Below are 21,970 nucleotides of genomic sequence, written 5' to 3'. Positions count from 1 at the left end.
TTCGGTAATATCCTCGGCGCATTCGCCGCCGCATAAAACCAGCATGAGGTAGGATCGAAACAAATCACTGTAGGAATACTGTGCCTTAACTCCCCGAATGCCAAGCGTTTGGTCTATGGTGTCGTAAATAGAGGCCTCCCGGATAATTTTGTCTGCAAAATTTATTCCGCCAAAAGAGTTGATGGTGTCGCTAGAATATGTAATTTTCATCCGCTACGATGTTTTCACCTAAGTAGGTGAAAATATTTTAATCGGGAAAGCCTTGTGATGATTATTATTACAGGGGTTCCCGATTATTTTATGCTTTTATGTTGCGGATATAAGGTATTATGGTATAAGCATATTTTATTTTTACTTTTGCGCTTTAATAAAACTACAATGGCCATTACAGTAAAGCATGCGGATGAGTTAACGCTATTCCTTCTAACCGAGGCGGTGCGGCGGTTTGAGGTAGAGCCCGGCTATGCCGATAAGATATTGCAACGCTTATTTCTGGAGAAGAAAGGGTTGAATAATCGCGATAGGGGTTGCGTCTCCGAAATGTTCTACGATCTTTTACGCAACAAACGGCTATTGGAGTCGGGAATGAACTTTAGTGGGTATAAACCCATTGAGCGTTCCTATTTGTTGGCATCCGCATATATTCTCTGGAGGGATATTCAAGTGCCCAAGCGGCTTGAGTTGCCTCGTTTCAACTTTAAGGCATACCTTACTCGGGTAGCCTCAAATGCCGAATCGAATCCTGCTATCCGCTTCTCCGTTCCCGATTGGCTTTTCGTCCTGGGTAAGGCCGAGTTGGGCGATAGATGGGAAAAGGAGTTAGATGCCCTAAACAGTTCTCCCTTACAAGCACTACGTGCTAATACATTAAAAACGACGGTCGACGACTTACAGCAAAAGTTTGCCGACCAGGGCATCAACTGCACCAAGGCAACGGATGTGGCAAATGGGTTGGTGATGGATAGAAAGGGAAATCTGTTTCTTACCCATGAATTTCATGAAGGGCTCTTTGAGTTTCAGGATATTTCCTCTCAACGCGTTGCCGAACTACTGGACCCCAAACCGGGGATGTTGGTGATGGATGCTTGTGCCGGCAACGGTGGAAAAACGCTTCATCTTGCAGCCTTGATGGAAAACAAGGGTCGCTTGGTAGCTGCCGACAACCTAGTTTATAAACTATCAACCATGCGTCGCAGAGCACAACGTGCAGGTGTGTTGAATGTGGAGTCGGTAGATGCCGCCATCCCAAATGCATTCTTACCCTTCCACGATTTGGTGGATCGGTTGCTGCTGGATGTTCCCTGCACCGGAACGGGCGTTTGGCGACGTAATCCAGAGGCTCGGTGGCTAATGAAGGATACTACCCTTGAAAACTTACACACCCAGCAGCGGGAGATCATAGCATCTTACTCGGTTATGGTTAAGCCCGGTGGTCAAATGGTTTACTCCACTTGTAGTATCTTACCCTCGGAAAACCGATTACAGGTAGAGGCTTTCCTTGCCCAGAATTCTAACTTCTATTTAGTTAAGGAGATTCAACTCTTCCCTTCCGAAACCGAAGGCGATGGATTTTATATGGCACTCATAGGTAGGAATGCCTAATAAGTCTAAAAGTAAACAGAACGGTTGGCTAATGTTCTTCCGATTGGTTAATAAAAACCCCGACAGTGATCTGCCGGGGTTCTTTATGAATTATACGATGTTTGCGGGAACTAATATACTACTCTGCTACCACGTTTGCTATAAGCGTTGACGACGTGCAGCCAGTGATCTCCACATATACATAGTCACCAATTTTGAGGTTTTCCTTGGGGAATACAACCACATTATTTTGAGAGGTTCGTCCATAAAGAAATTCGGTTGAACGTTTCGAAACACCCTCAACCAGCACTTCGAACGATTTTCCAATATCCTTCTTCTTGCTCGCTAGGGAGATTTTGCCCTGCAGGGAAATAATTTCAGCCAACCGCTGCGATTTTACCGTTTCGGGAACGTCGTCCTTGTAGTGTCTGGCAGCCTTTGTATTTGGGCGCTCGGAATATTTATACATGAAAGCATAATCGCACTTCAACCACTCCATAAGCGAGAGTGTTTGTTGGTGATCTTCTTCCGTTTCGCTACAAAATCCGGCAATAATATCGGTGGTGATGGAGCAGTCGGGGAGAATGTTCCTTATGGATTCGATACGCGACATGTAATACTCGCGGGAATACCCTCTATTCATTAACTCCAGCATACGGGTGCTTCCCGACTGAACGGGTAGGTGGATGCTGTTGCAGATGTTCTCGTACATGGCCATGGTATAGAGCACCTCGTCCGAAATATCCTTGGGATTGGAGGTGGAGTAGCGCACGCGAAGCGATGGGTTTACGCGGGCTACCATCTCGAGCAATTCGGCAAAGTTGACGCTCTCTTCTTTATTTTCCCATCCGTAGGAGTTCACATTTTGCCCTAATAGCGTTACTTCCCGGTAACCATTTGCAAAAAGTTCTTCAACCTCGCGCACAATGGTATGTGGATCTCGGCTTCGCTCGGCACCTCGGGTGTAAGGTACCACGCAGTAGGAGCACATGTTGTTGCATCCACGCATGATGGAGACAAAGGCGGAAACGCCATTCTTGTCGAGTCTGATGGGGCTGATTTCCGCATAAGTCTCCTCGCGCGAAAGAAGCACGTTGATGCCCTTCTGACCGCCCTCTGCTGCCCTTACAAGCTGCGGAAGTTCTCGGTAAGCATCGGGGCCAACTACCAAATCCACAAAATTATCACGCTCGATGAGTTTTTCCTTCAATCGTTCGGCCATACAACCAATTACCCCTACCAGTAAGCTGGGTCGTTTCTTCTTCTCGATGTGCAAGTTCTCAAGTCTACCCCATATCCGTACTTCGGCGTTGTCGCGAATGGAGCAAGTATTTATAAGGATTATATCGGCTTCGTTGAGGTTCTCGGTAATGGAGTAGCCATTAGCCTGCATGATGGATGCCACAACTTCGGAGTCGCTCGAATTCATTTGGCAGCCGTAGGTTTCAATATACACTTTGGGTAAACTCTCGTTGTAAACTGGCTTAACGCTGCGAAAATACCGAGGTTTGTCTTTATGGAAGAGGCTACTCATTTCTTCTTTTTTTTGCAAAGTTAATAGCAAATTACAACTTTTATTGTTCTCAATGATCGATTCCAATAAATTTGAAACTAACCTAATATTCCTAAATCTACACGGGGAGCTTCGTCTTGGCTTTTGTGCGTAATTCAACGAACATTGTGGGGCTTAAATATTCAGTTTATCTTTCCATATATCAGTAACGTAGATAGGGGTTAGTTGGGTTGCTTCCGATAAAAAAGCATTTTATAAAAGGAAGTGAGCGGTTAAATTGCTATTTTTGGGCTCAAATTTTATTTATATCCCCTCAAAATCTAATCTTTAGGAGTTATGTCTGGTCATAGTAAGTGGTCTACTATTAAAAGGAAAAAGGGTTCGGCAGATGCCAAGCGTTCGCAAATGTTTTCCCGTATTATTAAGGAGATGATGGTTGCCGTGAAGGATGGTGGGCCCGACCCAGAGACCAATACTAAGCTACGGCTTTGCATCAATAACGCTAAAGGGGCAAACATGCCCAAAGAGAATATTCAGCGCGCCATTACTAAGGCCGACCAAGAAAAAACCGGTATACAAGAGCTTACTTTTGAGGGGTATGGATTTAGCGGAGTTGCCATATTTGTCGAAACGCTCACCGACAACAATAACCGCACTGTTTCTTTTGTTCGTTCCATCTTTACAAAAAAGGGAGGTAGCTTAGGCACTAACGGATCGCTGAGTTTCCTTTTCGACCGTAAGGGCGTATTCACCATTCCGGCTGCCAACGTTAAGAGCATGGACGATTTTGAGATGGGTGCAATTGAGGGCGGTGCCGAGGAGATTGAGGTAAACGATGATACTATTGAGATTACCGTGGCAATGGAAGACTTTGGCCGTATGCAAAAGGCTCTTGAGGCTATGGAGATAGAGGTGGAGAACGCCGAGTTGCGCCGTATTCCCAACGATTTAAAGCCAGTAGATGCTCGAACTGCTATGAAGGTTCTTCGAATGATTGACGATTTTGAGGAGATCGATGATGTTGTTGCCGTTTACCATAACATGGAAATGACTGATGAAATTATGGCGGAAATAGAAGCAGGCGAGTAGCCGCAATAGTTCTAGCTTATCTTCGTTGTTCAGTAGATTTTCGTTTTTAATTAATGTGTCTTTATGAAAATAGTAAGATTAATTGTTTTGGCTCTTCTGGTTGCAACTTTTTCGTCGTGCGGAAGCCTAAAGGGAATCGTTGTTTCGAAGGTGGATAATGTGCAAGTGAACTCACTGGAAGGAAACAAAGTAAATATTGATCTTGTGGCTAAGGTGGAAAACCCCAACAACAGGAAGATTAAAATTAAGAAGATAGACCTCGATGCCGTGCTTGGGAAGCAGCAGCTGGGTAAGCTTACCCTTAAAGATAAGGTGATCATTCCAAAAATGTATACTGGCGATGTTCCTGCCACCATTGTGTTGGAGCTGAAGAATATGCTTATGGGTGGATCCGTATTACTGTCCGGAAACCCCGAAAAGTTAGCCGCGAAGATTCGCATTACCGGTAAAATCCGGGTGAAAGTTGGGCTCTTCGGTAAGAATTTTGAGTTTAAGGATCAAACCCTCGGCGAGATAGCTACTCAGATTAAGGGAACCAACTAAAATAGTTGGGCTTATATCATAAAATGAATAACTTTGCCGCATAGTTGAGCGGATGGCTTTTGCTAACTACTTAAATCTTACTTACCAAGAGTAATGAAGCACCGAATAGCATTAATTATTTGTTTGGCATTGGCTCCTTTTTCATCGCAAGCTCAGGGAGACACCTCAGAAAAGGAGGGATACATTCCCTACTTCCAGTCACTTCAAACTCCAAAGGAGAATGGAGGTAAAGTTACTATACTACAAGATCCAGAAATAGAGTTGCTGTGCAACCAGGTGGGATTTCAAAACGCTAAGGCCAAAGGTGCTCCTGGTTTTAGGGTGCGCATATATCGGGACAATAGCCAGCAATCGCGGCAGAAATCGATGGATATCATTGCAGAGTTCATTGCCAAATTCCCCGACATCCCTTGTTACCGATACTACGACAATCCCTACTTTAAGGTGTCGGTGGGCAATTTCCGAAACCGATACGAGGCGATGAGGGTTTTTAAACAAATTGCCAAAGACTTCCCGCGGGCCTTCATTATTCAGGAAACCATAAGTTATCCAAGAGCAGACTGAAAGGCAAATGAGCACTTCACGAAACAACATCCGGCTTAAGCAGGCATCGTATCAAATACGAGGAGAAGTCATCTCCACCCTTGCAGAAGCCGGATCGCTTTGTTTATATAGTTACATCATCCCAACGCAGCCATCGTCCATCTCCTTTGGTGGAGCATTCGTTTTTACCAATAAACATACCGTGCGCACAACTGTTTGTTGTTATGGTAAGGCCCATAACACCTACCGGCTGGAGTGCGCTTCTGATATTTTGTGCGATCCGTTTTCACTTCCACTAAAAAGAACTGACCTACCATATGAGCGACCAAATTAAGCATGAGTGCGGCATAGCCCTCATCCGATTACTGAAGCCACTTAGCTACTATCAGGAGAAATACGGCACTTGGCAGTATGGAATCCAAAAGCTTTACCTGCTTATGGAGAAGCAGCACAACCGAGGACAAGATGGCGCCGGTGTAGCCGGTATTAAGCTTAACTTGCCTCCTGGGAAACGCTATATCGATAGGATTCGCTCCAACTCAGCCTCTCCCATAAAGGAGGTGTTCGATCATATCTCTGCGGGGATTAATCGCTTTTCACTCGAACCCGAAAAGCAAGCCGACCCCAACTTTGCCCTGCACAACATACCGTTTGCAGCCGATCTTTACCTTGGACATCTGCGCTACGGAACCTTTGGTAACCATTCCATAGAGTATGTGCACCCGGTAATGCGTGAGAATAACTGGAAAACACGCACCTTGGTGCTCGCCGGAAACTTCAACATGACCAACGTGGTGGAGCTCTTCAACAAGCTTATTGAGCTGGGCCAGCATCCACTCGACGTTTCCGATACCGTAACAGTGCTCGAGAAGCTGGGCCACTATATCGACGACGAAAACCAACTCCTCTTCCGCCAGTATAAGAATGAGGGAATGAGCAACGCCCAAATCTCGGAGTTCATTCAAAACAACCTTAGCATTGAAAAGGTGCTTCAGCGCGCAACTAAAGATTTCGACGGGGGATATGCCCTTGCCGGGCTATTCGGTCATGGCGATGCTTTTGTGGCCCGCGATCCGTGGGGCATTCGTCCGGCGTTCTTCTACCAAGACGATGAGATTGTGGTGGTGGCCAGTGAGCGTCCGGTAATCCAGACGGTACTTAACGTTCCCATCGAAAAGGTGCAGGAGATAAAGCCGGGTTGTGCCCTAATCATTCGCCGCGACGGGAGTGTTAGCCACAACGAAATTCGTGTGCCGCAGGAGCGTAAGTCTTGCTCTTTTGAGCGAATATACTTCTCGCGCGGAACCGATAGCGATATATATAAGGAGCGGAAGAAATTGGGTGAGTTGCTTACCCCTGCCATCCTTGAGGCCGTGAACAACGAGCTGGACGATACCGTATTCTCCTTTATTCCAAATACGGCCGAAACGGCATTCTATGGTATGGTAAAGGGGGTAGAGACCCATATGCTGAACCAGAAAAAGGAAGCAATTATAAAGGCGGGAGTTACCATTACACCCGAAATGCTCGATACCATTATCGCATCTAGACCAAGGGTGGAGAAAATTGCCGTTAAGGACGTGAAGCTCCGCACCTTTATTTCGCAGGATAGCGGCCGCGACGATCTGGTGGGCCACGTCTACGATGTTACCTATGGGGCCGTTCGTGCGGGAACAGACAACCTCGTGGTGATTGACGACTCCATAGTGCGCGGAACCACGCTTAAACGATCCATCCTCCGCATTCTCGATAGGCTACAACCCAAGAAGATTGTGGTGGTGAGCAGCTGCCCTCAAATTCGTTACCCCGATTGCTATGGGATAGATATGAGCAACCTCGGCGATTTTGCCGCCTTCCGTGCTGCCATTGAGCTGCTCAAGGAGACGGGAAGGCAAAGCATCATCGATTCGGTTTACCAAAAGTGTAAGGAGCAGCAAAACCTACCCAAGGAGGAGGTGATGAACTATGTGAAGGGAATTTACAGCCCCTTTAGTCCTACCGAAATTGCGCATAAAATTGGCCAGATGCTCCGTCCGGCCGATATGAAGGCCGACCTGCAGCTGGTATTCCAAACCATTGAGGGACTTCATGCCGCCTGCCCCAACGATCTTGGCGACTGGTATTTTACCGGAAACTACCCAACACCTGGTGGTAATAGGGTGGTAAACACCTCCTTTATCAACTTTATTGAGGGTAGGAAGGAGAGAGCCTACTAAGGGCGGAGTGTTAAATCTTATTAAAATGAGTAAGCGAGAGTAGGAGTTTCGGATTTTTTTGGTTTATTGCATCACAATCAAATGACAATCACACAACGACTTTATATAGTTATCGGTTTGAAGTAATCGCAACAAACCCCCAAGGTGCAATCCTTGGGGGTTTTTTTATATGATGTGGTAGGCTTGGACGTATATGAAGTTTCGGATATTGATTAATTCTAGTGGAAAGGAAGTAAAGGCAGAAGAACGCCAATTTGCGAGGAAAGTTATATATGAATGCTGCGTAGATTACGATGTCTTTTTCTCTTGATTTAGTTTAGTGTTCACAAAATTGTATGCATTAACCGTTTTTTCCATTATTGACCAATGATTCCTGTACTGTCTTTTTATTTCAGGGGCGTTCATCTCATTGGCTGCATTATACACATACCTAAAGACATTCCCTCGGTATTTTCGCGGAGACTCTTCTACTATATACTGCCAGTTGCCAAACATATCCTTAATACGTTTTGATCGTTTGATCTTTAGCATTCTTGTCTTCCTTCCCTTAAAGGTTAATTGGCGAAACAATTTTGTCTTAAAGAGAATTTTTTCGTCAGAAAGGTCTCTCTCCTTTTTTCTGTCTGCTCTACGGCTTGCTCTTCGAATTGAATCCTTTAATCTGCGATAGTATTTTGCAAGGTTGGCTGACTTTATTAGGGTTTGATAACCGTAGAACTCAAAACCAAGGTAAACGAAAGGTACATTATATCTGGGAGTTCCTGTCTCTTCCCTATATACCTGTAGTCGTTCTTCTTTACCGACAAATTCCTTTTTGAAAGTAGACACTTCAGTTTTTTTCTCGGAGATAGTTAATTGAGTTTCTTTGCCTCGAATTGCATCCATCACAAAAGATAAAACCTCATTGCGTTCATCTGTTTCACATACAAGAACAATATCATCCGAATACCTTCTATAAAATACGCCTCGTTTCAAAACCAGCTCCTCATATATCATTTTATCGAAGGCATACATATAGATGTTGGCAAGCATTGCACTTATAGCAAGCCCTTGTGGTATGCCAACCAATACATTTACAGCCTCTTTCTTTCTTACGAATTGATTTTTGTGAACTAGAATTTGCTTAGTGCGAATGAGTTCTTGCAACTCTTTGGGCGATTCCAGAAAGGAGTGGATTCCTTTCTTTCTTAACTCAGCAATATGGGCTTCGTCAAATCCATTATGCGTTGTTTTAAAGTCATTAATGTTAATATAATGGAAACGGGTAATTGATTTGAAGATATTGTAATGATCTTTGGGCAAAATCGATTTGCCAAGTAGTTGGCACCATTGATGTTTCAAAACGACATGGTCGAGCGAGCTAAAAAAACTTTCAATGTCAAGTGCGATGGCAGCACATTCGCCTCTTCGCTTTATTTCCTGAAAGGCATCGTGGGCAAAACTTATATTATTCTTCTTCTTCGTTCCATCATCCGAAGGGATTTTTCGGTAGGCACAAATGCAGTTGCTTAGTGCGTGCGTCTGTTTAAGTAATTTTTCATATTTCTCACCCAGAACTTTATTGGCATAGTAGGCATAAATTTGAGCATCGAGGTGTGATGCATACATTATTGGCCTGACTTTTTTGGTGGGAATAACCTTACCGTTTTTTATTTCCGTATGGCTGCGTCTAACGATTCCATTTGGTTGTTTTATCTTTTTATACTTTCTCTGAGTTACTGTTTTATATAGGAGGGGTAGGAAAGCATGATTACCCACAAAACTTACGTTCGATACCTTTCGCTGGATCAAGTTGCGTTGGTCGAATGTAATCTTATCATCGAGATGAAGATAGCCTTTAGGCTTAAACCAATCCTTATTGGGTTTCATTTCATTTTGTAAAAAGATGGGAGGAGCCAACCCCAGTGTTGTAAATAAATGTTGCATACCTATTTCTAGTGCGCCACTATCCAAGTAATTGAATACTGGGTCAATTTTGACTTTGCAGAAAACCATGATAGTGATAAATACTAACCTAGCCTTGCTGATAGCAGTGTCATCTATGATTCCTGTAGAATTACTTCTAGAGTGCATAATAGATTACATGCTTGGCCTAATGCTCAAGGAAATTCACCAATTCATTCGAATGAATTTGGGAATGTCCGAAATTACATTAACTCTTCTCCCTATTAACCGTTGCTAATAGTTGATTGAAAATTATAAAAAGAACCTTCAATACATTGACGCAATTAACTGCAACACTTTAAATAATTGGCTCCAACCCAACCAAAAGTAACTATTATTTCTACCTTTAAAACAAAAATGGAAACAAAAAATATCAAACCTATTTTTGAAATCGGTGATATAGTTGCAATTACTTCTCATCCTAATTTAAATCAAGCGGGTAATTGGGCTTTAGGTAATCATAACAGCAAAGAGTTTGATGCGCCGTTTATGCTGGTGATAGAAGTTAATCACAATCCTAAACCAGAGCATATTTTTGATGAAAAAACCTCGAAACAGGTGAGTTCTCACAATAAATATTTATGCCAATGGTTTGATTTTGAATTGGGTCAGGTAAAGGATGCTTGGTTTCTGGAACCTCACTTAACTCAATTTCAGCATCATATTTCTTCTGTGAACATTGAATCTTTATCCTTAGGAACTGTATTGACCCTGAAAACAAGAGTTATTGAGGTAATGAAACAATTTGCAAATGAGATGGAACCGAGTAAGTCACGTTACATTAATCGATTTATTTCGCCATTGTTTTTTGTAAAAGGGTTTGAAAAGGTAGACAGTCCTAAGTTATATGATACAAAGTTGGAAAACTGTTTGATTAAAGAAGTTTCTTCTATTAAGATTAAATGTGGCTGGTACAATACCCGAAAAGGAACATATAGTGAAGAGTTTATTCCCCTTGATTCCTTGTCTTTTCTTTACGATGAAATAACAGTTAAACATCAAACATTAAGCAAAGATGCTGGCATTAATGTTGATGAATTTTCTGACCATTACCCAGATTATCGATCTTCAATGAAAATGCTTGAAGAGGATGATAAATTTAGTTTTCAATCAGATTCTTTCGAGAAAGAAAGGCAATCAGGTAGTAGATTACATCATGCTGCATTTCTCTATCTGAGCACAAAGGGCAAAAATAGAAGAATCATTTCGCATTCAGTTTTGAATAGATTATTGAAAGAGTATATCGATCGTGATAGTTTACTATTCAATCTATTTATAAAGGACGATGCCAGGAAAGTTTATAGTCAAGTAGATTTGTTAATACCACAAGATAATGGGAAGTATGTTCTTGTAGACATCATTGGTTCATTAACTATTGAGCGGCCATGCCTTTTAATCTTTAAAGAAAAGATTAAAGCAGAGACTAAAGATATAAATGAATTACTTAGAATAGATCACGAACTTACAAAGTATTGGTTACGGCTTGAGTTAAATCATAGCATACTTAAAAATAACTATGATTGCGACATTGAACGTTATGAACTTTGGATTGTAAACAATGATCTAATTGATAAGATAGTTGCAACCCCAACTAATCTAAGCCAGTATTTTGGATAATTCTCGCCCTCTTCATATGCCCCACCTTTTCCGTTCGTCAAAAAACTGGTAAAAATGCCCTTCGTATATGGATGGTTTTGTAACTTGGTTTTGTCTTTTTAGACAATCAGTTAAAATTATTTACTAACCTAATTTTAATCCTATGCCAGTTAAGTATGTGCTGGTGGAGCGGGCAAATCCACAAGACCGGCAAGCACTCAAAAAGTTTTATGCCCAGGCAGTGAGCACGGGCGAGGTAAGCCTCAAAACCTTAAAGACCGATATCTCGGCGCGCTCTACCGTCAATCCCGCCGATGTGGTGGCGGTAATCGATACCTTTGTGCAAATGCTCGTGCAGGAGCTGTCGCAAGGGAAGATTGTTCGGCTTGGCGACTTTGGTTCGTTCCAGGTGGGCATCTCGAGCGAGGGAGCCGAGAGCTCGGAGAAATTCCACTCCTCCATGATTCGCGATGCCAAGATTACCTTCCGCCCCGGAACCGATCTCCGCGACATGATCGCCACCCTAAAGTACGAAAAGTCATAGCCGTTTTTGCTAATATTCAAACGGGGCGTTCCGTTTTCGAAAACGATACGCCCCTTTTTAAAATCGGACCGCCCCTTTTCCCAAAAAGGGGCGGTCCTTTTAGGTAAACGATACGCCCCGATTTAAAAAAGGAACCGTCCGATTGGAGTACTCTCCAAAAAGGTGGTTTTAAGCGCTCTTTTCGGAACAAATACTCCTCGGCAGCAGACACGCATTTGGAGCATAATTGTCCTTTAACTATCACCTATAAAAAGTGAGGGCCCCCCCTTGCGGAGCGGCCCTCTGTCGTTTTTGTGGTAAAACGAACTATCTAATGGAATCTTTTTTGCTTTTCAGTCGGTCCAAGAATCGTGGCCTACGGAGGAACGTTTTCACGTGCCGATCGAGCTTCTTGGCGTAAATATCGCTTATGGTGAGCAGAATCCCCGTCTCCTCTACATCGCCAAAGTGAGGGTTTAGCACGGTGCCAAACACCTTCATGGAGGGGGAGAGGTTCATGTAGGCGTTGATGAGTGGAGGAATGTTTTCGCCCAAGCCACGCACCGTCTTGTTGAGGATAATGTAGTCCTCTTGGTAGGTGTTGCCAATAAATACCTTTTGCATCTCCTCTTGGTTGATGTCGAGCTCGATGGGGAAGTTTGGGATTACGAGGTTTTCCCTATCGGCAAAGTATTTGTCGAGGAAGTAAAGGATATAGTTTCGCGCCTCCATGTGGTATGAGCGGTACATGGTAACCTTGCCAAAGAAGTATTTAATTTCGGGGTATTCCACCGTGAGGGCACCTAAGCCATCCCAGAGGTTATCCAAGGCCCACATTCCCTTGCTAATGCGGCCGGTGCTTTGGTAGTTTGGCTGCACAAAGCTGCGGCCCAACTCTATCATATGAGGAAGGTATCCCTCCAAGAATTTATCGGTAAAGGAAAATAGCTCCGAAGTAGCTATGTTCATGTGATCGTCCTTATGATGAAGCACGTGGAAGCGATAGCCGCCCAGTATCTCCCTATCTTTTGGATCCCAAACGATAAGTTGCTTGTAGGGGTTTTCGCTGGTATCGAATTCGTCGATATCCATACTCAATCCGGTTCCTCCGCCAGCTACGCGGAAGGTGAGCTCGCGCAAGCGACCAATTTCGCGCATAATGTTGGGCGAGTCGTGTGCGGTTACAATGTACAGTTTATTTCCACCGTTGTTTGTTCTGCGAAGAAATTTTTCCCGTGTAAGTTCCTTAATGATGAGGGAGTTGTCCACTGGGGCAATTAGTGGTTGCATAGTATTGAAATTTGTCAAATGTAACTTTTTTATTTATACGCCATCATTGAACCGCTGCTGTTTTTTGCCGGAGTTCTTTAGCGCATAAGCCTTTTTTCGTATAAAGAGAGCCCAATCCTGGGGCGTTTTTTCCTTAGTAAAAGTGGTGTAAGGGATTGGTTCACCTACAATAAGGTTTATGGCCTTTCCCTTTTGCCGAAACATTTCATCAACAAGGTAAAGCATCTCAATGTTCGCTTTGATGCCGAAGAATTTGCGAACGCGCGCCAAATTGTAGAAAAAATTGGAGTTGCGTCCCTCAAAGAATATAGGTACTATGTCGCGCTGGTGCTTTATTGCCTTGGACACAAAACTCTTCTTCCACTCCAAGTCCATGATAGCGGTGCCAATTCGGCGGGAGCAAAGGCCGGCGGGGAAGTAAAGAACTTGCGCCGTGGAGGCGTAGGTATTCTCAATGCGGCGTACGTAGTCGATGTTTTGCCCGCCATGCTTATTTACAGGGACAAAGAGCCCCGAAAGCTGATCGAGGTTCATGAGCAGATCGTTTACCACGAACTTTATATCGGGGAAGTGCTTTTGCATTTCGCTAAGCAGAATTAAGCCATCGAGGCCCCCAAGCGGGTGGTTGGAGGCGAATATGAATCGACCATTGGCGGGTAGGTTCTCCAGCCCCTGTGCGGTGTAGCTTATCCCCATGTCGGCAAGGCAAGCGTTTACAAACTCAATGTCTTGAAGGTGTCCCAGACGGCGGATCATGCCGTTCAAATCGTCCTGATGCACGATTCGCTTAAGGTAGCGAATCAACCATTTGGGGAGCATCTTTAAAAGCTTCGGACTCTTCTTGGCAATAAGGCCTTCAACGTCGATAAAGTTGGCGGAAGCATCTTTGGCAACGCTATCCGTATTTTCGGTTTGCCCCATGTTCACAACGGTTAAATTCACAAAGGTAAAATATTTATTAATCCGTCACTACGTATTCTCAACACCAAGTTAACAAAGTGCTTGAGATTACCGCAGTTGCTAATCGATTCGAATATTATGACGAAAAGTTATCAACAAAGTGGGTGAAAGTGGGATAATGTGTATAAAAGTGGGTATTTTTGTCCTAACTTTACTTTCACAAGAAGTGTAATGGCAATGACAACTTTTATAGGCGATTATGTATGCAAGGTTGATGAGAAGGGGCGGGTTTTACTACCGGCGGCCTTCAAAAAGCAGCTTGCCGCCTCGTCTACGCCCGATAACTTCGTTGTAAAGAAAGACATTTTTGAGAAATGTTTGGTGCTATACCCGGGAGAGGAGTGGGAGCGTCAGTGCGCAATAATTCGCGCATCGGTGAACCCTTACAATAAGCAGCACAACCTGTTTTTGCGGGAATTCTTCAGGGGAACGGCCGAGGTGCAACTCGATTCGGGAGGCCGATTGCTGCTGCCCAAACGGTTGCTCGAAACCATTGAAGCGGGCAAGGAGTTGGTGTTGGCAGGGCAGGATGGCAAGATTGAGATATGGGATAAGGAGCGTTACGAGAAGGTAAGCCAACCTGAACAAGATTTTGCAGCGCTTGCAGAGAGTATTTTAGGAGGTATTAATCAATAATTGTTTGCAATGAGCTACCATGTTCCTGTTCTTTTAAAGGAGAGCGTGGATGCTCTTGGCATAAAACCCGGGGGTGTTTACGTGGACCTCACCTTTGGTGGTGGTGGTCATTCGGGGGAGATTCTCCATCGGCTCGATAGCCGTGGGAAGCTTTATGCGTTCGATCAAGACCCAGATGCACATAAGAATAAGCCCGATGATGAGCGGTTAACGCTTATCCGAGGCAACTTTAAGTATATGCGCGGATATCTCCGTCAGCAAGGAATTGAGGAGGTGGATGGTATTCTAGCCGATCTAGGCATTTCGTCGCACCATATTGATACACCCGAGCGGGGATTTTCCTTCCGCTTTGAGGGTGATTTGGATATGCGGATGAATACCGCAGCCATTCTCTCGGCCAAAGAGGTGATAAACAGCTATCCACACGAAACATTAACCCGGATATTTAGGGATTATGGCGAGGTGGACAAGCCGCATCGGGTGGCGGGATTGATAACTGCCGCAAGGGAGTCGGGCCCCATCAACACCGTGGAGGAGTTCATACGGGTGCTTGAGCCTCAGACTCCCAAAATGCAGGAGAATAAATTCTTGGCCAAAGTATTTCAGGCCATTAGAATCGAAGTGAATGGAGAGATGGATAGCCTGGCGCTGATGCTCGAGCAATCGGGTAAAATGTTACGTCCGGGCGGTTACTTGGCGGTAATTACCTACCATTCACTCGAGGATAGGCTTGTAAAAAACTATATGAAGACGGGGAATGTTGAGGGGGTTGCCGACAAAGATTTCTTTGGAAAGGTTACCAACCCATTTGTGCTGGTAACCCGCAAGCCCATTGAACCCTCGGAGGAGGAGAATAACCGGAACACTCGGGCGCGCAGTGCTCGATTACGGGTAGTTCAAAAAGTGTAAGGGATATGGTTGCGAAGGAAAAGCCAGTAGAATTTGAGAAGGACCCCGACGAGGAGCCCAAGAAAGGGTCAAAGAAGTCGAATCCGCTAAAGGGTTTAATGACCGGCAACATGCTGGCCAAAGAGCCATTTGTTAAGCAGATTCCCTACCTCGGATTCATTGTGCTGTTGACGGTATTATACATTGGTAACCGTTTTCGCACCGAGCGGATCGTTAGCGAGAGCGAAAAGTTGCGAAAAGAGGTGGTGAACCTTCGCTCCGAGAGTATAACAACGGCTGCTGAACTTATGAATATTAGCCGGCAAACGGAAGTGGCGCGCATGGTAAGGGATAATGGAATCGATTTGGAAGAATCGGTTAAACCACCTAGAACGATAAAGAAGTCGATTTGGTAATTATATGGCAGGTTCAATTAAATCGGATGTAGTTTGGAGAGTAGCAGCAGTCTACTTCTTCGTGTTAATGATGGGGATGCTCATCATTGGCAAGGCTATTTACATCCAGTTTGTTGAGGGACCAGGACTACGTGAGAAGGCACAGAATATTACATTCAGAGAACTTGCTATTGAGCCCAGCCGTGGCGATATCTTGGCCATGGATGGTAGGTTGCTCTCCACCTCGGTGCCATACTACGAGGTGCGGATAGACCTTCGCGCAGCTGGATTGACCAACGAAATTTTCTACGACAAGGTTGACTCCTTGGCCTATTGCCTTGCTCGGATGTTTGGCGATAGATCGGCCTATAGCTACCGCTCCTTTTTGGTGAATGGAAGGAAGCACGATAAGGGATCGCGCTACTTTATGATTCATCCTCGGCTGGTAAACTATATTGAATTAAAGCGGCTTATGACCTTTCCTATTCTTCGGTTACCGAAGAATGTAGGGGGATTTATGCCTGTTCAGGTCAATCGACGGATTCGAACCAACGACTACTTGGCGGCGCGAACCATTGGAGGCGTTAACGAAAGCGGTGTTGCGGTTGGTATTGAAGGCTCCTTCAACCATGAGTTAAAGGGAAAAGCTGGATTGGTATTGGCCCAGCGTATTGCAGGAAAGACTTGGATTCCCGTAAATAGCGATGAGGCAATCAGCCCTGAGGATGGGATTGATGTGGTTACTACGCTCGATATCGACCTTCAGGACGTAGCACAAAACGCATTGCGCAAGCAGCTTTCGGCACATAATGCCGAGCATGGCTCAGTAGTCCTTATGGAAGTGGAAACCGGTGAAATACGCGCCATTGCAAACCTTAAGCGTGACAGCGATGGAAGCTATTCCGAGGCATACAACTACGCTATTGCGGAAAGCACCGAACCCGGCTCTACATTCAAAATTGCCTCGTTGATTGCACTGCTCGAAGATGGATATGTGGATCTCGATGATTCCGTGGATACGGAAAATGGGCGGTTCCTTTACTTCGACAAGTGGATCGTTGATTCCCATGAGGGCGGGCTAGGAAAACTTTCGGTGCAGCAGGTGTTTGAACTTTCGTCGAATGTGGGCGTAGCCAAGCTCATGATTAAGCACTACAAGGGTAAGGAGACAAGCTTCATCGATAGGCTATATAGCATGAAGGTGAATGAGCCGCTCAACCTTCAGATAAAGGGTGAGGTTCCTCCCGAAATTAAGTATCCAGGCGATAAGTATTGGTCGGGTGTTTCGCTACCCATGATGTCTATAGGTTACGAAGTGAGGGTTACTCCCCTACAAACGCTCACCTTTTATAATGCAATTGCTAATGGTGGCAAAATGGTGAAGCCTTTATTCGTTAAGGAGTTACGTAAGCACGGCAGCACTATCCGGACATTTAGTACTGAGGTATTGACCTCAAGCATTTGTAATCGCTCCACGCTGCGTAAGGTGAGGCGTATTCTCGAAGGAGTGGTAACCGATGGCACGGCCAAGAATCTTAAAAACGATACCTACTCAATAGCCGGAAAAACAGGTACGGCTCAAATCGCACGGGGAAAGGGTGGTTATGGTTACGAGGGACAGAAGACCTATCAGGCTTCATTTGTAGGTTATTTTCCTGCCAACGATCCTAAGTATAGCTGCATTGTGGTGGTTAGTTCCCCAAGTAATGCGGTATACTACGGAAATGTGGTTTCGGGGCCAATCTTTAAGGAGATTGCCGATAAGGTTTATGCCAAGAGTCTGGAGTGGCACGAACCACTGAGCCGACCAAGCAAAGCAATTGATATGCCAGTTTCGCAGGGCGGTTATCGTGAAGACCTTCAAGAGGTATGTAACGATTTGGATATTCCCGTTTACGACGATGGGATTAACACCACATGGATCAGCACCCAAGGCAAGGGCGATTATGTGGAGTTCAAAAAGCGCACCATAATACAAAACTTAGTACCAAACGTAATGGATATGGGGTTAAAGGACGCTCTCTTTCTGCTCGAGAATGCAGGCATGCGGGTAAACTTCTCGGGACATGGGGCGGTTGTTGGTCAGTCGATACAGTCGGGAACAAGGGTAGTTAAAGGAAGTCAAATTCATATAACGCTTAGGTAATGGCAACAAAACTCAACGATATACTCAAGCAGGTAGCTGTGTTGGAGGTAAAGGGCCAAACATCGATCACTATAGAGGGGATTATCTTCGATTCGCGTAAGGCGGCCGAGGGTATGCTTTTCGTTGCTGTTAAGGGAACTCAGGCCGACGGCCACGCCTATATTGCCGATGTGGTAAAGAGGGGTGTAAAGGCTGTGGTTTGCGAAACGTTGCCGGAGCAGTTGGAATCGGAGGTTACCTATATTAAAGTTGCCGATACTACGGAGGCCCTTGGTCGCTTGGCCGATGCCTTTTACGAATTTCCTTCGAAGGAGCTTAAGCTGGTAGGGATTACCGGAACCAATGGTAAAACCACCACTGCAACACTGCTGTTTAATGCCGTGCGATCGATGGGCTACAAGGCAGGATTACTCTCCACCGTTGCCAACTATATTGAAGATAGAGTCTTGGATGCCACCCATACTACTCCCGATGCCGTTGAGTTAAATAAGCTGCTTAGGGAGATGGTAGATGAGGGATGTAGCTACTGCTTTATGGAGGTTAGTTCGCACGCTATTGTGCAGCGACGCATTGCCGGGTTGAAGTTTGCCGGTGCAGTATTCAGCAACATTACCCACGATCACCTCGACTACCATAAGACCTTCGATGAGTATATCAAGGCCAAGAAGTTGTTTTTCGACGACCTCGACGCGTCTGCGTTTGCTCTTACCAACACCGATGACCGCAACGGCAAGGTGATGGTTCAAAATACAAAGGCATCGGTACATTCCTATTCGCTTAAATCGGCCTCCGACTTTAAGTGTAAGATTATTGAGAACGATTTTGACGGCATGCAGCTGAAGATTGATGGCTTGGAAGTATGGACTCGCTTTATTGGGGAGTTTAATGCCTACAACCTATTGGCCGTGTATTCCACTGGCATTCTTTTGGGATTTGCTAAGGAGGAGATGCTCACTGTGCTTAGCGCGATGACTCCTGTCTCGGGACGATTTGAATACGTTAGATCGAAGCAGAAGATTACCGCTATTGTAGATTACGCACACACTCCCGATGCCTTGCTGAACGTGGTTTCCACAATCAACAAGATTCGCAAGCCGGAGCAGAAGTTCATTACGGTGGTAGGTGCTGGCGGAAACCGAGACAAAACCAAGCGTCCTGTGATGGCTCGTATTGCCGTAGAGAATAGCGACATGGTAATTCTCACTTCCGATAATCCAAGAAATGAGCGTGCTGAGGATATCCTTGACGATATGAAGGCGGGAATCCCCGAAGGCAGTGCTGCCAAGGTATTGGTGATTGTGGATAGGAAGGAAGCAATTAAGACTGCTTGTGCCATATCCCGTGCCAACGATATTATTCTGGTTGCCGGGAAAGGTCATGAGACCTACCAGGAAATCAACGGGGTGAAACATCACTTCGACGACAAAGAGGTTTTGAGAGAAGTATTTGAAAGTATTTAATCTGAGGATATGTTATACCATCTATTCAACTATCTACAGCAGTTCAATTTCCCGGGAGCACGGTTGTTTCACTACCTATCCTTCCGGTCGGCATTGGCTATTATTATCTCCTTGCTATTTACGCTGTTCTTTGGCAAGGTCATAATTCGCTACTTACAACGCTCTCAAATTGGAGAGGAAATTCGCGATTTGGGTCTGGAAGGGCAAATGCAGAAAAGGGGGACTCCTACCATGGGTGGTTTGATTATCCTTGCTGCCATTTTAATCCCAACCCTTCTGTTGGCCGATTTAACCAACGTATACATTTTGCTGCTTATTGCTACCACCATTTGGATGGGGGCTGTAGGTTTTGCCGACGATTATATAAAGGTATTCCGCAAGAATAAGGCGGGCTTATCGGGAAAGATGAAAATCCTTGGACAGGTGATCTTAGGCCTGATGGTAGGCTTAACGCTTTACATGAGCAACGATGTGGTGGTTCGCGAAAAGACCTCCATGACCACCCCCGGTTCCGAAGTGCAAGTGGTTTCCACCATGGATGCTACAGAGCAGCGCACTGTTTTCCTAGGCCCCGAAAAGAAAACAACCCAAACGACTATACCGTTTGTAAAAAACAACGAGTTCGATTACGCCGATATTCTCTTTTTTCTACCTCACGAAACAGCCGAAAAGTGGTCGTGGTTGGTGTTTGTGGCTGCCTGTATCTTTATTATTACTGCAGTTTCGAACGGAGCAAACCTCACCGATGGGCTGGATGGGTTGGCCACCGGGGTCTCGGCCATTATTGGTGTCACCTTGGGGATATTTGCCTACTTATCGGGTAACGTAATTTTTGCCGATTACCTTCACATAATGTATATCCCGCATTCGGGGGAATTGGTTGTGTTTGTTGCTGCATTAATTGGCGCAACGGTGGGATTTCTCTGGTATAACTCTTACCCCGCTCAAGTATTTATGGGCGATACGGGCAGTTTAGCCTTAGGCGGAATTATTGCTGTTTTCGCCATCATGGTGCGCAAGGAGTTGCTTATTCCAATATTGTGCGGCGTATTCTTTGTCGAAAGTATATCGGTAATGCTTCAGGTATCATATTTCAAGCATACTAAACGTAAATATGGAGAAGGGCGTAGGCTGTTTCTTATGTCTCCCTTGCATCACCACTATCAGAAGAAAGGTTATCCAGAACCAAAGATTGTTACGCGCTTCTGGATCATTGCCATTATGTTAGCTGTAGTTACCATTGTTACACTAAAGATTCGCTAACCATGAAGCTGGTTGTGTTAGGAGCAGGGGAGAGCGGAGCTGGTACCGCAGTGCTTGCAAAACTTAAGGGTTTTGAGGTTTTTGTTTCCGATTTTGGACCAATAAAAAAGGAATACAAAGATTTGCTGAACGCTCATGGAATTACTTGGGAGGAGCAACAGCATTCGCAAGAAATTATTCTTGCCGCCGACGAGGTGGTGAAGAGTCCCGGCATTCCTGATAAAGTTCCTATTGTTAAGGCTCTTAAAGCAAAACATATTCCTGTAATCTCTGAGATTGAGTTTGCTGGCAGGTATTGCAAGGCTACAACGATTTGTATTACTGGCAGTAACGGTAAGACTACAACTACAAGTCTAATATACCATATGCTGAAGTCGGCAGGACTCAACGTAGGCTTGGCTGGGAATATTGGTCAAAGCTTTGCTCTGCAGGTTGCGTTGGAGAATTATGATTACTACGTTATTGAACTCAGCAGCTTTCAACTCGATGGCATGTATGAGTTTAAGGCCGATATCGCAATTCTGATGAACATTACCCCCGATCATCTCGATCGGTATGAATATATCATGGAGAATTACTCCCGTTCGAAGTTTAGGGTGGTGCAGAATATGGGGAAGGGCGACTCCTTTCTATACTGTGCCGACGATCCCGAGACGTTGAAGTACTTACCCGAATATCAAAACGAAGCCGAATATCTGCCATTTTCCCTTAACGGGCCGGTAGAAAATGGAGCCTATAGTGATGGAACATCGTTGCATGTAAAATATAACAACTCTGAATTCAGTATGAATATTGAAGAGCTGGCATTAAAAGGTAAGCATAACGTTTACAACTCCATGGCTGCTGCTGTTGCCGGCCATGTTTTGCACCTTAGAAAAGAGTTTATTCGCGATAGTCTCGCCAACTTCCAAGGGGTAGAGCATCGCCTCGAGCCGGTGGTTAAGGTGCGAGGTATTACCTTTATTAACGATTCCAAGGCTACGAATATCAATTCGTCTTGGTATGCCCTCGAAAGTATGACCACACCAGTTGTGTGGATTGTTGGAGGTGTTGATAAGGGCAACGACTATAATGAACTGATGGAATTGGTGAAGCAAAAGGTGAGGGCAATCGTTTGCCTTGGTGTGGACAATGCCAAGATTCATGCTGCTTTTGATGGTGTTATCGCCACTATTGTCGATGCAAAGTCGGCCGAGGAGGCGGTGAAGCGGTCGTATGAACTTGCGGAAAAGGGCGATACTGTGCTCCTTTCGCCTGCTTGCGCTAGCTTCGATTTGTTTGAGAATTATGAAGACCGGGGCCTCCAGTTTAAGGAAGCTGCTCGGAAACTATAAATGCATTTGTTTTCCAACAGTTCCACTCCAATAGGTGAGGAAAAGTTGGG

At 44.9% G+C, this 21,970-nt stretch carries 19 protein-coding genes and 1 pseudogene; 15 read left to right on the top strand and 5 right to left on the bottom strand.

Translation table 11 applies throughout. The features are described from left to right. Positions 1–210 (bottom strand): annotated as a pseudogene (locus BLS65_RS09080) (hypothetical protein); the annotation flags it as partial. A 168-nt stretch (positions 211–378) separates the two neighbouring features. On the opposite strand from BLS65_RS09080, the gene BLS65_RS09075 reads away from it, so the two are divergent. After that, the gene (locus tag BLS65_RS09075; RefSeq protein ID WP_170830055.1) at positions 379–1,602 is read left to right on the top strand and encodes an RsmB/NOP family class I SAM-dependent RNA methyltransferase; all 1,224 of its coding nucleotides are present in this window, start codon (positions 379–381) and stop codon (positions 1,600–1,602) included. A gap of 118 nt (positions 1,603–1,720) precedes the next feature. Here the strand turns inward: BLS65_RS09075 and miaB are convergent, their stop codons facing one another. Next, positions 1,721–3,115: a tRNA (N6-isopentenyl adenosine(37)-C2)-methylthiotransferase MiaB gene (gene miaB, locus BLS65_RS09070; protein WP_092438153.1), complete on the bottom strand. Its 1,395-nt coding sequence runs from the start codon at positions 3,113–3,115 to the stop codon at positions 1,721–1,723. Between the two features lie 315 nt (positions 3,116–3,430). On the opposite strand from miaB, the gene BLS65_RS09065 reads away from it, so the two are divergent. The 5 genes from BLS65_RS09065 (at position 3,431) to BLS65_RS09050 (ending at position 7,485) form a co-directional block, all read left to right on the top strand. Continuing rightward, entirely contained in the window at positions 3,431–4,183 is a 753-nt protein-coding gene (locus BLS65_RS09065) for a YebC/PmpR family DNA-binding transcriptional regulator (protein WP_092438151.1), read from the top strand. A gap of 63 nt (positions 4,184–4,246) precedes the next feature. Beyond that, a complete protein-coding gene (locus BLS65_RS09060; RefSeq protein ID WP_092438149.1) occupies positions 4,247–4,726 on the top strand; it encodes an LEA type 2 family protein in 480 nt (159 codons plus the stop codon). 93 nt (positions 4,727–4,819) lie between these two features. After that, on the top strand, positions 4,820–5,290 hold the full coding sequence (locus tag BLS65_RS09055) for a hypothetical protein (RefSeq protein ID WP_092438148.1): 471 nt from the start codon (positions 4,820–4,822) through the stop codon (positions 5,288–5,290). A 7-nt stretch (positions 5,291–5,297) separates the two neighbouring features. After that, entirely contained in the window at positions 5,298–5,603 is a 306-nt protein-coding gene (locus tag BLS65_RS17980; RefSeq protein WP_125869820.1) for a hypothetical protein, read from the top strand. Further along, positions 5,587–7,485, top strand: coding sequence for an amidophosphoribosyltransferase (locus tag BLS65_RS09050; RefSeq protein ID WP_092438146.1), 1,899 nt, complete (start codon positions 5,587–5,589; stop codon positions 7,483–7,485). Before BLS65_RS17980 ends, BLS65_RS09050 begins: the two co-directional genes overlap by 17 nt. Before the next feature lie 288 nt (positions 7,486–7,773). Here BLS65_RS09050 and BLS65_RS09045 read toward each other — a convergent pair whose 3' ends face one another. Continuing rightward, entirely contained in the window at positions 7,774–9,354 is a 1,581-nt protein-coding gene (locus BLS65_RS09045) for a reverse transcriptase domain-containing protein (RefSeq protein WP_212590522.1), read from the bottom strand. A gap of 381 nt (positions 9,355–9,735) precedes the next feature. On the opposite strand from BLS65_RS09045, the gene BLS65_RS09040 reads away from it, so the two are divergent. Together BLS65_RS09040 and BLS65_RS09035 are read left to right on the top strand one after the other, a co-directional pair. Further along, the gene (locus BLS65_RS09040; protein WP_125869819.1) at positions 9,736–11,046 is read left to right on the top strand and encodes a hypothetical protein; all 1,311 of its coding nucleotides are present in this window, start codon (positions 9,736–9,738) and stop codon (positions 11,044–11,046) included. A gap of 142 nt (positions 11,047–11,188) precedes the next feature. Continuing rightward, positions 11,189–11,569 (top strand): HU family DNA-binding protein, encoded by a 381-nt coding sequence (locus BLS65_RS09035; protein WP_092438141.1) that lies wholly within the window; start codon positions 11,189–11,191, stop codon positions 11,567–11,569. A gap of 306 nt (positions 11,570–11,875) precedes the next feature. Here BLS65_RS09035 and BLS65_RS09030 read toward each other — a convergent pair whose 3' ends face one another. Together BLS65_RS09030 and BLS65_RS09025 are read right to left on the bottom strand one after the other, a co-directional pair. Continuing rightward, positions 11,876–12,838: a glycine N(alpha)-acyltransferase GlsB gene (locus BLS65_RS09030; RefSeq protein ID WP_092438139.1), complete on the bottom strand. Its 963-nt coding sequence runs from the start codon at positions 12,836–12,838 to the stop codon at positions 11,876–11,878. A 33-nt stretch (positions 12,839–12,871) separates the two neighbouring features. Next, entirely contained in the window at positions 12,872–13,759 is an 888-nt protein-coding gene (locus tag BLS65_RS09025; protein ID WP_092438137.1) for a lyso-glycine lipid O-acyltransferase GlsA, read from the bottom strand. A gap of 216 nt (positions 13,760–13,975) precedes the next feature. Between BLS65_RS09025 and BLS65_RS09020 the strand changes: the two genes are divergently transcribed. Genes BLS65_RS09020 through murD form a run of 7 tightly spaced genes read left to right on the top strand, consistent with a single transcriptional unit; the run spans position 13,976 to position 21,920 of the window. Then, entirely contained in the window at positions 13,976–14,434 is a 459-nt protein-coding gene (locus tag BLS65_RS09020) for a division/cell wall cluster transcriptional repressor MraZ (protein WP_170830053.1), read from the top strand. A 9-nt stretch (positions 14,435–14,443) separates the two neighbouring features. Then, entirely contained in the window at positions 14,444–15,343 is a 900-nt protein-coding gene (gene rsmH / locus BLS65_RS09015) for a 16S rRNA (cytosine(1402)-N(4))-methyltransferase RsmH (RefSeq protein ID WP_092438133.1), read from the top strand. Between the two features lie 5 nt (positions 15,344–15,348). Further along, the gene (locus tag BLS65_RS09010) at positions 15,349–15,738 is read left to right on the top strand and encodes an FtsL-like putative cell division protein (protein WP_092438131.1); all 390 of its coding nucleotides are present in this window, start codon (positions 15,349–15,351) and stop codon (positions 15,736–15,738) included. 4 nt (positions 15,739–15,742) lie between these two features. After that, positions 15,743–17,863 (top strand): penicillin-binding protein, encoded by a 2,121-nt coding sequence (locus BLS65_RS09005; RefSeq protein WP_092438129.1) that lies wholly within the window; start codon positions 15,743–15,745, stop codon positions 17,861–17,863. Further along, entirely contained in the window at positions 17,863–19,323 is a 1,461-nt protein-coding gene (locus BLS65_RS09000) for a UDP-N-acetylmuramoyl-L-alanyl-D-glutamate--2,6-diaminopimelate ligase (RefSeq protein ID WP_092438127.1), read from the top strand. Before BLS65_RS09005 ends, BLS65_RS09000 begins: the two co-directional genes overlap by 1 nt. Positions 19,324–19,332: 9 nt before the next feature. Next, positions 19,333–20,586: a phospho-N-acetylmuramoyl-pentapeptide-transferase gene (mraY, locus tag BLS65_RS08995; protein WP_092438125.1), complete on the top strand. Its 1,254-nt coding sequence runs from the start codon at positions 19,333–19,335 to the stop codon at positions 20,584–20,586. A 2-nt stretch (positions 20,587–20,588) separates the two neighbouring features. Continuing rightward, positions 20,589–21,920 carry a UDP-N-acetylmuramoyl-L-alanine--D-glutamate ligase gene (gene murD / locus BLS65_RS08990; RefSeq protein WP_092438123.1) on the top strand — a complete coding sequence of 444 codons (1,332 nt, stop codon included), beginning with the start codon at positions 20,589–20,591 and terminating at the stop codon, positions 21,918–21,920. Positions 21,921–21,970 lie beyond the last annotated feature (50 nt).

It is taken from the genome of Williamwhitmania taraxaci, assembly GCF_900096565.1.
Classification (GTDB): Bacteria; Bacteroidota; Bacteroidia; order Bacteroidales; family Williamwhitmaniaceae; genus Williamwhitmania; species Williamwhitmania taraxaci.
The sequence above is the reverse complement of the archived record's forward strand: the minus strand, read 5'-3'. Positions and strand labels throughout refer to the sequence as shown.